This is a genomic window from Sporosarcina sp. P29, from assembly GCF_002743265.1.
GTDB lineage: Bacteria > Bacillota > Bacilli > Bacillales_A > Planococcaceae > Sporosarcina.
Window position 1 is genome coordinate 138,722 of record NZ_PDYX01000003.1, and the last position, 13,020, is coordinate 151,741.

General features: G+C 42.3%; 12 protein-coding genes. 11 read left to right on the forward strand and 1 reads right to left on the reverse strand.

Annotated elements, in window-relative coordinates:
- Positions 1 to 10 precede the first annotated feature (10 nt).
- Positions 11 to 172, forward strand: a complete 162-nt coding sequence (gene spoVM, locus CSV68_RS04280; protein WP_099633137.1) for a stage V sporulation protein SpoVM — start codon at positions 11 to 13, stop codon at positions 170 to 172.
- A gap of 101 nt (positions 173 to 273) precedes the next feature.
- Here the strand turns inward: spoVM and rpmB are convergent, their stop codons facing one another.
- Entirely contained in the window at positions 274 to 462 is a 189-nt protein-coding gene (gene rpmB / locus CSV68_RS04285) for a 50S ribosomal protein L28 (RefSeq protein ID WP_029052334.1), read from the reverse strand.
- Between the two features lie 214 nt (positions 463 to 676).
- Between rpmB and CSV68_RS04290 the strand changes: the two genes are divergently transcribed.
- From CSV68_RS04290 to smc, 10 genes are all read left to right on the forward strand, one after another.
- Positions 677 to 1,039, forward strand: coding sequence for an Asp23/Gls24 family envelope stress response protein (locus tag CSV68_RS04290; RefSeq protein ID WP_085428607.1), 363 nt, complete (start codon positions 677 to 679; stop codon positions 1,037 to 1,039).
- 18 nt (positions 1,040 to 1,057) lie between these two features.
- A complete protein-coding gene (locus CSV68_RS04295; protein WP_099633138.1) occupies positions 1,058 to 2,713 on the forward strand; it encodes a DAK2 domain-containing protein in 1,656 nt (551 codons plus the stop codon).
- Between the two features lie 119 nt (positions 2,714 to 2,832).
- Entirely contained in the window at positions 2,833 to 4,872 is a 2,040-nt protein-coding gene (gene recG / locus CSV68_RS04300; protein WP_099633139.1) for an ATP-dependent DNA helicase RecG, read from the forward strand.
- A 101-nt stretch (positions 4,873 to 4,973) separates the two neighbouring features.
- Positions 4,974 to 5,546, forward strand: coding sequence for a transcription factor FapR (gene fapR / locus CSV68_RS04305; protein WP_099661535.1), 573 nt, complete (start codon positions 4,974 to 4,976; stop codon positions 5,544 to 5,546).
- A gap of 6 nt (positions 5,547 to 5,552) precedes the next feature.
- Entirely contained in the window at positions 5,553 to 6,545 is a 993-nt protein-coding gene (gene plsX / locus CSV68_RS04310) for a phosphate acyltransferase PlsX (protein ID WP_099633141.1), read from the forward strand.
- The gene (fabD, locus tag CSV68_RS04315; protein WP_099661536.1) at positions 6,542 to 7,486 is read left to right on the forward strand and encodes an ACP S-malonyltransferase; all 945 of its coding nucleotides are present in this window, start codon (positions 6,542 to 6,544) and stop codon (positions 7,484 to 7,486) included. Before plsX ends, fabD begins: the two co-directional genes overlap by 4 nt.
- Positions 7,486 to 8,232: a 3-oxoacyl-[acyl-carrier-protein] reductase gene (gene fabG / locus CSV68_RS04320; RefSeq protein WP_099633314.1), complete on the forward strand. Its 747-nt coding sequence runs from the start codon at positions 7,486 to 7,488 to the stop codon at positions 8,230 to 8,232. The genes fabD and fabG overlap by 1 nt, the downstream gene beginning before the upstream one ends.
- 111 nt (positions 8,233 to 8,343) lie before the next feature.
- Positions 8,344 to 8,583, forward strand: coding sequence for an acyl carrier protein (locus tag CSV68_RS04325; protein WP_085133672.1), 240 nt, complete (start codon positions 8,344 to 8,346; stop codon positions 8,581 to 8,583).
- A 106-nt stretch (positions 8,584 to 8,689) separates the two neighbouring features.
- Positions 8,690 to 9,457 (forward strand): ribonuclease III, encoded by a 768-nt coding sequence (gene rnc, locus CSV68_RS04330; protein WP_099633143.1) that lies wholly within the window; start codon positions 8,690 to 8,692, stop codon positions 9,455 to 9,457.
- 2 nt (positions 9,458 to 9,459) lie between these two features.
- Positions 9,460 to 13,017, forward strand: coding sequence for a chromosome segregation protein SMC (gene smc / locus CSV68_RS04335; protein WP_158233490.1), 3,558 nt, complete (start codon positions 9,460 to 9,462; stop codon positions 13,015 to 13,017).
- Positions 13,018 to 13,020: the final 3 nt, after the last annotated feature.

Below are 13,020 nucleotides of genomic sequence, written 5' to 3' on the forward strand. Positions count from 1 at the left end.
GTTGGGGGATTTGCGAGTATACACATTCACGCTTCCGAAGTTTGTCAGTAACATTGTGAGAAAGTGCGCAGTAGCTTTTCAAAAGGATGGCCGTACTAAATCAACCGTTGCTGCCAATCCAAAAGCCGCCAAGACAAAAAAACGCAAAAAAGAAAAATCACAAAGCGCCTAAGAAGGTGCTTTGTGTTTTTTTTTGATTTTACATAAGCAAAAAAGCACTGGTGATTCCTCGACCATTTGTCGAGGTTAACCGGTGCTTTCAGCTTTTAATCATTATACTCGTTGTACTTTGCCTGATTTTAAAGCTCTTGCAGATACCCAAACGCGTTTAGGTTTGCCGTCGATTAGGATTCTAACTTTTTGAAGGTTAGCGCCCCAAGTGCGCTTGCTAGAGTTCAAAGCGTGAGAACGAGTGTTTCCAGAACGAGCTTTACGTCCAGTAATAACACATTGTTTAGCCATTTTAGTTCCTCCTCGTGAATTATTTAGCGATTCACGTTACAATTCGCATACCATAGTACTTTATCATAAGCATCGAGTCGATGCAACATTTTATTTTGATACTCTCAAGGTTTTTTCCTTTACACTATATTTTAAGGGTTTCAATACTTTCATTCCTGATGAATTACCGTATAATGTACGTATGATGTGTCTAGAGATGGGGAGGAGAAGAGGAATGTCAATCGAACTGAAAAATGAGCATGGTACGATAGATATTACAAATGATGTAATTGCGCAAGTGGTTGGAGAGGCTGCGGTCGAATGTTATGGAATTGTGGGTATGGCTTCCCAACACCAAATTCGCGATGGTCTTACAGAAATTCTTCGCAAAGAAAACTTTTCCCGTGGCGTAATTGTACGTAACGAAGGCGATGCATTCCATATCGATATTTACGTCATCATGAGCTATGGCACGAAAATTACTGAAGTCGCCTATCAAGTACAATCAAAAGTGCAATATATAGTGAAAACGACATTGGGGCTATCAGTGAGTTCTATAAATATTTTTGTTCAGGGTGTTCGTGTAACGAACGTGTAAAAGGAGGCCTTTTAGTCAATGAGTTCAATCAATGGATTGCAATTTGCGAAGATGGTAGAAATGGGTTCGCATCATCTTCATCAAAATGCGGATTATGTGGATTCTTTAAATGTATTCCCGGTGCCAGATGGCGATACGGGAACGAATATGAATTTATCCATGACATCCGGTGCGAAAGAAACAGAAAGAAATGCTCAGGAACATATCGGTTTGACGGCACAGGCATTTTCAAAAGGGTTGCTTATGGGTGCTCGTGGAAATTCTGGTGTAATTTTATCTCAGTTATTCAGAGGGTTCAGCAAGCAAATTGAGAATGAGGCGGAAGTAAACGTAAAGCAATTTGCGGAAGCACTTAAATATGGTGTGGATACAGCCTATAAAGCTGTTATGAAACCTGTAGAAGGAACCATTTTGACAGTCGCCAAAGATGCAGCAAACGCGGCAGTTGAGCATATAGAAGATTCATCGGATTTAACAGCACTACTAGAAATTATTGTGGAAGAGGCTAAAGCTTCGCTGAAACGGACACCTGATCTATTGCCTGTGTTAAAAGAAGTGGGAGTAGTAGACAGTGGTGGACAAGGTCTCGTTTACGTATATGAAGGATTTTTGGCATGCCTAAAAGGTGAAGACTTACCTGAGAAGGTAGTCATGCACTCAATGGATGACTTAGTTATGACAGAGCACCACCGCAGTATACAAGGATTCATGAACTCAGAAGACATCGAGTTCGGCTACTGTACGGAATTCATGGTCAAATTGGATTCGGCTAAGTTGCTCGGTAAACCATTTGATGAGGCTATATTCCGTCAAGATCTAAGCGAACTAGGTGACTCACTGCTTGTCATTTCGGATGATGAAGTAGTAAAAGTACATATTCACACGGAAGAACCTGGAGATGCTTTATCTTACGGGCAGAAGTATGGTTCATTGACGAAGATGAAGATCGATAATATGCGTGAACAACATAGTGATATTATGGATCGAGATGAAGCGTCAATTTCGAAACCAGTCCAGCATAAATACGCGATCGTAACGGTCTCGATGGGCGAAGGAATTGCAGAACTTCTAAAAAGTATCGGAGCATCTGCCGTGATCGAGGGCGGACAAACGATGAATCCTTCTACGGAGGATATAGTTAAAGCAATTCAAGAGATCGGTGCAGAAAAAGTTTTGATCTTGCCGAATAATAAAAACATCATCATGGCTGCTGAACAAGCGGCTGAAGTGTTGGAGATTGAAGCTGCAGTCGTAGCAACGAAATCCGTACCGGAAGGCTTAGCGGCTATTTTGGCATTCAACCCTGAAGCAACGGTAGAAAAGAATGCCAAAGCAATGTTACAAGCGGCATCTGTTATTAAAACCGGTCAAGTCACTTATGCTGTTCGTGATACATCGATTGATGGTGTAACGATCCGTAAAGACGACTTCATGGGAATCGCACAAGGGAAAATCACTAGCTCCGAATCTTCATTGGAAGGCGTGACGAAGAACCTCATTTCTTCTATGATTGATGAAGAAGATGAGATCGTCACAATTATTTATGGTGAAGATGTAACCGCTGAAGAAGCAGAAAAGATTAGTGGTTATATCGAGGAACAATTCGAGCATGTGGATATAGAATTGTATGCTGGTAAACAACCGCTCTATCCTTATATTATCTCTGTTGAATAAAATACATTACGTTGTCCTGTAAGTAGGGACAACGTTTTTATTTTCCTGTCTTTTCATGGTAAACTGAAAAGAAGAACATTCGTTTTCTAACCAGGTTATAGAAAGGAGGTAATATTCACGTGGAGAACATCTTGAAAAATAGTGTAGGTACAGTAAAAGGAATCGGCAAAGCAACCACTGAACAATTTGAAAAACTGGGAATTTTGACGATTGAAGATTTGTTGTATACTTTCCCATATCGTCACGAGGATTTTCGTATGAAAGATTTGACTGAAACGCCGCATGGTGAGCGTGTCACAGTAGAAGGTCGGGTAGAGTCCGAACCGGCAGTGTTTTATTCCGGGAAAAACCGTTCAAGAATGCAAGTCCGTTTATTGGTCGGCCATCATTTGGTGAAGGCTGTATTTTTCAATCAGCATTACTTAAAAGATCGTCTGATCACGGGAATGCAAATAAACGTTACCGGTGCATGGGATCGGGGCCGTCAAACGATTACGGTGAATCGTCTACATACAGGTGAGCAAACTGACTTTGAGCCGGTTTATAGTTTGAAGGGGATTATGCATCAAAAAACGTTTCGTCGCTATATGCGAACTGTAATAGACTTAACAGCTCAAGATATAGAAGAGACACTACCGGTCGAGATGATGCAAGCATACAAGCTACCTTCTATAGCGCAAGCCTTAGAAATGGTCCATTTCCCAACTAAAGCTGAAGACGTGAAGCATGCTCGTAGACGTTTCGTTTATGAAGAATTATTACTGTTTCAGTTGAAAATACAAGGAATGAAAAAACTACGTAAAGAACAAGAAAAAGGACTTATTATCCAATACGATTTGGATTTGCTAAAGAAGTTCATCAGTACGTTGCCATTTGAATTAACGAATGCGCAAAAACGTGTAGTGAATGAATTATGTGCAGAGCTGAAATCACCACTCCGCATGAATCGATTACTGCAAGGAGATGTGGGGTCAGGTAAGACAGCTGTCGCAGCCATCGCTCTGTATGCAGTAGTTACAGCAGGATTTCAAGGAGCATTGATGGCACCGACAGAAATATTGGCTGAACAACACGCCGAATTATTAGCCAACTGGTTCGAACCATTCGGTGTGACGGTCGCTTTTCTTGCTGGATCTACAAAAGCGAAAGCAAGAAGAGAGTTGCTGGAACGCTTAGAAGCGGGGGATATTGACTTGCTAATCGGAACGCACGCGCTCATCCAACCTGAAGTGCAGTTTCATAAACTGGGCTTTGTCGTGACGGATGAACAACACCGTTTTGGAGTGCAACAACGTCGTGTCTTGCGTGATAAAGGCTTAAACCCTGATGTGCTATTCATGACTGCGACTCCTATTCCAAGAACATTAGCGATAACGGTATTTGGTGAAATGGATGTTTCGATCTTAGACGAATTACCAGCAGGGCGGAAAGAAATTGAAACACATTGGTTGAAGGAAGACTCTTTAATACCTGTGTTACAGAAGATGGAAAAAGAGTTGCGTGGGGGAAGGCAGGCGTATGTCATTTGTCCATTAATCGAGGAATCCGATAAATTGGATGTTCAGAACGCAGTAGAGGTGCACGCCGAATTGAGTAATTATTTCGGTGGTCGCTATACGGTAGGTTTGATGCATGGTCGATTGCCTTCAGCTGAGAAGGATCAGGTCATGCGGGAATTCAGCGAAGGACAGTTAAACATCCTTGTTTCCACGACAGTTGTAGAAGTAGGCGTCAATGTGCCGAACGCAACTTTTATGCTGATTTATGATGCAACAAGATTTGGCCTAGCTCAGTTACACCAATTAAGGGGGCGCGTTGGACGAGGATCAGATCAGTCATATTGTGTATTGCTCGCTAATCCTTCAACAGAAGAAGGAAAGATGCGGATGCAATCGATGACAGAAACAAATGACGGATTTGTTTTAGCGGAAAAAGATTTGGAATTGCGAGGGTCAGGAGATATTTTCGGCAGGAAGCAAAGTGGAATGCCGGAATTTAAAATGGCAGACTTGGTCCATGATTTTAAAGCACTCTCTATAGCCCGTGAGGATGCGGAACGCTTATTGAATTCGGATACGTTTTGGAAAAATGATGAGTATGCTACGTTACGTGGACGTCTTGAACAGTCAGGTGCACTCACTGATAAGCGGATAGACTGATAGAAGTGAAACATAGTATATTAGATAACCACTTGCAATCTGATATGCCTCTTTATATACTTAGTATTAATACCAAGTGCTAATCTGGAGGGGTGTAGTAATTGAGAGTTCCGAAACAGAAGAGGCAACAATTACTCGTAACGCTGCTTGAAGGAGATCCATTTCTGACAGATGAAGACATTGCTAGACATTTTTCCGTGAGCATTCAAACCGTTCGATTGGATCGGCTAGAGTGTCATATTCCAGAATTGAGAGAGCGGTTAAAAACCGTAGCGTCACAACAAATGTTAGGTACAGTGAAGTCTATGCAAGCTGAAGAAATATTTGGAGAAATTATTGATGTGGAATTGGATGATAAAGCAATTTCAATCTTTGATGTAAAAGATGTGCATGTCTTTAAACGAAATGGTATTGCCAGAGGTCATCATTTGTTTGCTCAGGCGAATTCATTGGCTGTTGCAGTCTTAGATGATGATTTGGCATTGACGGTTCGTTCTACACTGCACTTCCAAAAGCCGGTTAGAGCCGGGGATCGTGTAGTGTCTCGTGCTACTGTGCGCAAGGAAACCTTGAAAAATAAAAGTACGGTCGTCGATGTCCTATCAACAGTAGAAAATGAGCCTGTTTTTTCGGGAGAGTTTCAGATGTACCGTACAACAAAAAAAGGCGGGTAAGTACATATGATTATTGCAGTAGACGCAATGGGTGGAGATAACGCACCCGGAGAGATTGTTAAAGGAGTATTACAGAGTCTTCATGCATTTGATGACATAACGATACATATATTTGGTGATGAGCAAAAAATGGCCCCATACCTCGAAACGCATCCACGTCTTCAAGTAGTGCACTGCTCTGAAATCATTGAACCTGATGATGAGCCTGTGCGTGCAATTCGAAAGAAAAAAGATGCTTCCATGGTTCGTATGGCGCAAGCTGTAAAAGACGGAGAAGCACAGGCATGTGTGTCAGCTGGTAATACAGGTGCACTCATGTCGGCAGGACTCTTTATCGTGGGGCGCTTGGATGGTATTCAAAGACCTGCACTGGCACCGACATTACCGACGATTGACGGTAGTGGTTTCGTATTGTTAGATGCTGGAGCGAATTCAGACAGTAAACCTACACAATTGGCACAGTTTGCTGTCATGGGTAGTATTTATGCTGAGAAAGTACGCGGAATCGACAAGCCTCGTGTAGGACTATTAAATATTGGAACGGAAGCTGGAAAAGGTAATGAGCTGACAAAACATGCCTACGAAGAGTTACAAGCTGCACCCATTAATTTCATTGGTAACGTGGAGTCGCGTGATTTGTTGAATGGCGTGGCGGATGTAGTTGTTACGGACGGCTTTACTGGGAATATGGTGTTGAAAACTATTGAAGGCACTGCCATGAATGTGTTTTCCATGATCAAAGATGTGTTCATGTCTTCGTTGAAAACCAAGCTTGCAGCGGGATTAGTGAAAGATGATCTCAAAGGTTTGAAGAAGAAGATGGATTACTCGGAGTATGGTGGAGCAGGCTTATTTGGTTTGAATCATCCTGTCATCAAAGCACATGGTTCATCGAATGCCAATGCACTTTTTAATGCAGTTCGCCAAGCCAGAACCATGGTACAATACCAAGTATGCGAAACGATTAAAAAAACAATCGGAGAGGAAGAGGAATCTTGAGTAAACTGGCATTTGTTTTCCCGGGACAAGGCTCACAAGCTGTAGGGATGGGGAAAGTATTCACAGAGAAGAATGAAGCGTGTAAGGCATTCATGCAAAAAGCTGATGAAGCTCTTGGTTTTGAACTGAGCTCATTGATGCTCCAAGGCCCTCAAGATGAATTGACGTTAACTTATAATGCTCAACCGGCTCTACTCACAGTTGGAGCGATGATCGCAGCACGTTTGGAAGAAGAAGGCATTACTCCAGACTATACAGCGGGACATAGTCTAGGTGAGTATACAGCTCTTGTTGAGTCCAAAGTTCTTTCATTTGAAGACGCGGTAGTGGCCGTTCATAAAAGAGGCTTGTATATGAATGAAGCTGTACCAGCGGGTAAAGGTGCTATGGCAGCCATACTTGGAATGGATCGTGATGTATTGGAGTCGATCACAGCGAATATCACCGAGTCAGGACATCCTGTACAACCAGCCAACTTAAACTGCCCTGGGCAAATTGTTATTTCAGGTGCAAAAGAAGGTGTGGATAAAGCATGTACAGCTTTGAAGGAAGCAGGTGCGAAACGTGCATTGCCCTTGAATGTAAGTGGACCTTTCCACTCCGTTCTCATGCAACCTGCAGCCGGAGAGTTACAAAAGACACTTGAAGGCATCGATATGAAGGATGCAGAAATCCCGATCATTGCAAACGTTACAGCGGATGAAGTAACGAAGCAGGATGAAATAAAAAAATTATTGGTTGAACAATTGTACTCGCCCGTACGCTGGGAAGAGTCTATTGAAAAACTACTTGAATTGGGTGTAACTCGTTTCGTAGAGTGTGGGCCAGGAAAAGTATTGAGCGGACTGATTCGTAAAATTGACCGTACAGCTAAAGTGTACCCAGTATATGATGAAGAAACGCTTGAAAAGTTGCTTGAAGAAGCGAAAGGATGGTCATGATGGGAAGATTCGATGGAAAAACAGCGGTAGTCACAGGGGCATCCAGAGGGATTGGGCGCACTGTCGCTTTACGTTTAGCTTCAGAAGGTGCTAAGGTAGTCGTCAATTATAGCGGTAGCCAAGATCGTGCAGAAACTGTAGCGGCTGAAATTCGTTCTGCAGGCGGGGAAGCACTTGTATTTCAAGCAAATGTCTCCGATGCTGATCAAGTAAAAGCTATGATGGATGAGACAATTAAACAATTCGGTAGTATTGATATCCTCGTCAATAATGCGGGTATCACGCGAGATAATTTATTGATGCGCATGAAAGAAGACGAGTGGGATGATGTATTATCGATTAACTTAAAAGGGGTATTCCTCTGTACAAAAGCTGTTACGCGCCAAATGATGCGTCAGCGTGCAGGAAGAATCGTTAATATGGCTTCTGTCGTAGGTGTTGTGGGAAATGCAGGGCAAGCAAATTATGTGGCGGCAAAAGCAGGCGTCATTGGTTTGACGAAAACAACTGCAAAAGAATTGGCAGCACGTAATATTTTAGTAAATGCTGTTGCTCCAGGATTCATCACGACGGATATGACAGATGAATTGGGCGATGATATGAAAGAGCAATTATTGTCAACTATCCCTTTAGGCAAGCTAGGAAGTGCGGAAGATGTAGCGGGCACCGTTGCATTCTTACTATCCGATGAAGCTAAATATATAACCGGTCAGACCATCAATGTAGACGGCGGCATGGTGATGTAAACGAACTACTTCTTTGAAAGGGCTATTTATGGTTGCGTAACGAGGGGACTACCCTCTATAATTCAATAGTAGCTAATGAGCCGACTTTGGCCTTGAGAGGAGGTGACTATGTTGTCAACAGTACTTGAGCGCGTAACAAAAGTAGTTGTCGACCGTCTAGGCGTCGATGAAAGCGAAGTAAAACCTGAGGCTTCTTTCCGTGAGGATCTAGGAGCTGATTCACTAGATGTAGTAGAACTTGTTATGGAATTTGAAGATGAGTTTGAAACGGAAATTTCTGATGATGATGCAGAGAAAATTGCAACTGTCGGAGATGCAGTAACGTACATTACAGCAAAAGTAGGCGAATGACCTTTTTGGTGAGACACTTTCTTCCTTTCATCTGAAAAGGAGAAAGCGTCTCTTTTCGCTTTACAAGTGTGTACAGACTATTAATAGATGAGAGGCAGAGTAGTTTATGAAAAATAAAAGAACTTCGAAAGAAACCGTATCACATCCTACATTGCCACAAGCTGTACGCGAGAAATTCAGTACGCTCCAGCAGGAATTAGGCGTTCAATTCAAGGATGATAATCTATTGTATAATGCATTCACCCATTCATCCTATGTCAATGAACACCGTCGCAAGAAATTTTCCGATAATGAACGATTGGAATTTCTTGGAGATGCCGTATTAGAACTAGGAGTATCTAAATTTTTATTCCGTACAGAACCGGCAAAAAGCGAAGGGGAACTAACGAAACTTCGTGCAGCGATTGTTTGTGAGCCATCACTAGTCAAGTTTTCAAATGAATTGAACTTTGGAGATTATATTCTTCTTGGCAAGGGAGAAGAACTAACTGGAGGTAGAATGCGTCCAGCATTACTAGCGGATGTATTTGAAGCATATATCGGTGCGCTCTACTTGGATCAGGGTATGGAAGTCGTTGAAGAGTTTCTAAAGCGAATCGTTTTTCCGAAAATTAGTATCGGAGCTTTTTCGCATGTGACAGATTATAAGAGCCGCCTGCAAGAGTTGGTGCAGCAGAAAAATAACGGACCCCTTCAATATGAAGTCATTGAAGAAAAAGGTCCTGCACATGCGAAAAAGTTTGTTACTGTAGTTAACCTTAATGAACAACAACTTGGAAAAGGAATCGGTAAATCCAAGAAAGAAGCAGAACAGGAAGCTGCCCGTCGAGCGATAGAATATTTATTGATGCAGACAACCGAAGGGGAGAACTAATCGTGTTTTTGAAGAGGCTGGAAATCGCAGGCTTTAAATCTTTCGCGGAAAAAATCCATATAGATTTCGTACCGGGAGTAACGGCCATCGTAGGACCTAATGGAAGTGGAAAAAGTAATATTATTGATGCGATTCGTTGGGTGCTGGGTGAACAATCTGCAAAATCATTGCGTGGCAGTAAAATGGAAGATGTCATTTTTGCAGGTAGTGATTCTCGGAAAGCGGTTAATTTTGCAGAAGTCACACTCATTTTGGATAATACACAAAATCTATTTCCACTTGACTACACTGAAATCAGTGTAACGAGAAGGGTTTTTCGATCCGGAGATAGTGCATACCTACTGAATGGTCAGACCTGCAGATTAAAAGACGTCACCGCGCTATTTATGGATTCAGGATTAGGTAAAGAAGCATTCTCTATTATATCGCAAGGTCGGGTAGATGAGATTTTGAATAGTCGTGCGGATGAAAGACGTAATGTCTTTGACGAAGCGGCAGGTGTCTTGAAGTATAAAACTCATAAACTGCAGGCGGAGCATAAATTGTTTGAGACAACTGATAATTTAGATCGAGTACTGGATATACTAAAAGAAATCGATGATCGGCTCGTCCCCCTTGAAAAGGAAGCGGGTTTGGCTCGTAAAGCGTCTAATTTGCGTACTGAACTTCGAGAGGCAGATGTTCGTTTACTCCATCACGATGCATCTGCCTTGCAACAGCAGATCTCCGAAAAAGAGGTAGTTGTGAACAATGATGAAGCAGAACAGCGAAAGATTTCAGCGATTCTCACACAATATGAACAGGAACTTGATCTTGACAAGAAAGACCTGATGAAAGCAGAGTTGCAACTGGATGATTTCCAAAACGAATTGATCAAACAGACAGCTGAAGCGGAAAAGTGGGAAGGTAGAAGATTACTGTCCGTTGAAAAGACCCGCAATACGAAGCAGCAAGTGGAGCGTATTAGACAAGAACTACAAACTGCAGAGCAAACACACCGAATGGCCAAAGATAAACTTAGTACTATGCAAATGAAGCAGAAAGCGGCCAAGCATGAACTGGAAGAAGTTACAAAAGAAAGTAAGCAAGTCACGGCCATGTTAAACAGTTCATTAAAAGAAACTGAACAGCAGATTGAACAGTTAAAATCGGTCTATATTGAGCGTCTCAATGAAGAGGCTACTGTGCGTAGTGAGATCAAGCATGTAGAGGAGCGGCTTCAGGGAGAAAAGTCTTCTACAGAAAAGATTACGGTTCAGACTACGTTGCTTTCCGAACGCAAACAACAACTTGCTAAAGAACAGCGGGAAAAGACTCAGCAAATGAATACCGTTCAACAACAGCTAGACGAGCTAGAGAAGTCAGCTAGAACTTGTCAACAACAATTAACAGATGAAGAGCAGCGTCTATCTACTCAACAGCAAATTTTGCAGAAAGCATTGCGAAAACAATCTGAAATGCAAGGAAGACTTCGTGCCCTGGAAAGTCTTGAAAAGGATTTTTCAGGGTTCTATTCTGGTGTCAAAGAAGTACTTCATGCGAAGCAACAACAACGTATACAAGGAATCGAAGGGGCTGTAGTGGAGCTCATTACGACAGAGCCGGCTTATACAAAGGCAATCGAAACAGCTCTTGGCGGTGCCATGCAACACATCATTACCACGACTGAGCGTGATGCAAGACAAGCTATCGGTTATTTAAAAACGAAAAACTTCGGTCGCGCTACGTTCTTACCAATGGATATCTTGAAGCCGCGTGAGCTTCCTATGAATAGCCGGCAAATACTCACTCAACGTCAAGGGTTCATCGGTACAGCGTTTGAACTGATTCAAACGTCCGCTGCCTATGAATCAGTCGCCAAAAATTTATTGGGCCAGACGATTATTGCTAGTGATTTAGAAGCCGCATCAGGTTTAGCAAAGACAATAGGTCATCGTTATCGCATAGTGACACTCGATGGGGATATTATCAACGCAGGCGGTTCATTGACGGGTGGTGGTGCGAAAGGTCAGTCCACGCTGTTTTCCCGTAAGGCGGAGCTGGAGACACTTTCAAATCAATTACAACAAATGGACGAATCGATTCAACAGGCTACTGCACAAACATCTGAAACTCGCAATTTAGTTGGCGCGAGTTTACATCTTCGTGATCAATTGCGCGTAAAGTTAGAAGAAACCCAACAGAAAAAGTCCTTTATTCATGCGTCTTTACAGGAAACAGAAATGGAATTGCGTTCCGTCGAAATGGAAATATCCACAATTGAAATCGGGCGTACAGATACAGTTTCTGCAGAAAAGCAGTTATCTACTAAAAAACAAGAGTTACAAACTCATCATGAAGCATTGAAAAGTGAACTTCAAGAGACGTTGGAAAAGCTAGAGAGCTTGGAGAGACTGGTAGAGAACAGACGCGAAGAGCAACAGTTATTACAGAAGAGATTGCATGATCTACAGCAAAAAATCGCTGTATTAAAAGAGCAAACCGCCTATCATTCGAGCAGTATAGTAGAAACGATCACTCAATTAAATGAATTAGAGTTAACAATTAGCCGCTTGCAAGAAGAACAGCAATATGTGCAGGAGTTTGTAATTGGCAAAGAATTAACTCCTGAAGAAATAGAGAAGCGAAGTCAACTAGCGAATGATGCAAAACAATACGTGCAACAAACGATTGAGGTAGAGAAAGCTAAGCGTGTTGAACAAGCTAAACGTGTTCGCGACCATGAACAGCGTATAAAAACGATCCGACAACAAGTAAGCACTATTTCAGAGCGCTTAAACACAATGAGGATCCAGTTATCCAGACTTGAAACGCAATATGAAACGGTCAGGGATCGGTTGGATGAAGAGTACGGTTTAAGACCGAATGAATTGCAGATTGAGTCATTGGACATTCCGTTACTTCGCAAAACAGTGGAAGATTGTAAGCAACAACTAGCAATTATAGGACCGGTTAACCCGAATGCGATTCAGGAATTCGAAGAGGTATCAGAGCGTCATGAATTTTTGCAATCACAGCGCAATGACTTAGTCGAAGCTAAAAATACGTTACAAGAAGCCATGGCAGAAATGGATCAGGAAATGAAGAGTCGATTTGAGACAACCTTTGAGGCGATCCGCAGTCATTTCCGTCGCGTGTTTAAGGATATGTTTGGTGGTGGAGAAGCAGATCTAGTTTTAACAGATCCAACGAACTTACTCACTACTGGGATTGATATCGTGGCACGACCCCCAGGAAAGAAATTGCAGAATTTACGTCTTTTATCCGGCGGAGAACGCGCATTAACCGTTATTTCCTTGTTGTTCTCTATTTTAGAAGTTCGCCCTGTTCCATTTTGTATTCTCGATGAAGTGGAAGCTGCACTGGATGAAGCGAACGTAGTACGATATAGTAATTATTTGAAGAAAGTTTCGGATCAGACACAATTCATCGTAATCACACATCGAAAAGGTACGATGGAAGGTGCGGACGTCCTATATGGCATTACGATGCAGGAATCAGGTGTCTCGAAACTACTTTCTGTTAAACTATCTGAAGTGGCAGAAGAAATCAGTAGCTAAGGA

Coding starts and splice junctions, on each gene's coding strand:
- rpmB (WP_029052334.1), bottom strand. CDS start 462: ATGGCTAAACAATGTGTTATTACTGGACGTAAAGCTCGTTCTGGAAAC.
- CSV68_RS04290 (WP_085428607.1), top strand. CDS start 677: ATGTCAATCGAACTGAAAAATGAGCATGGTACGATAGATATTACAAAT.
- CSV68_RS04295 (WP_099633138.1), top strand. CDS start 1,058: ATGAGTTCAATCAATGGATTGCAATTTGCGAAGATGGTAGAAATGGGT.
- plsX (WP_099633141.1), top strand. CDS start 5,553: ATGATTATTGCAGTAGACGCAATGGGTGGAGATAACGCACCCGGAGAG.
- fabG (WP_099633314.1), top strand. CDS start 7,486: ATGGGAAGATTCGATGGAAAAACAGCGGTAGTCACAGGGGCATCCAGA.
- rnc (WP_099633143.1), top strand. CDS start 8,690: ATGAAAAATAAAAGAACTTCGAAAGAAACCGTATCACATCCTACATTG.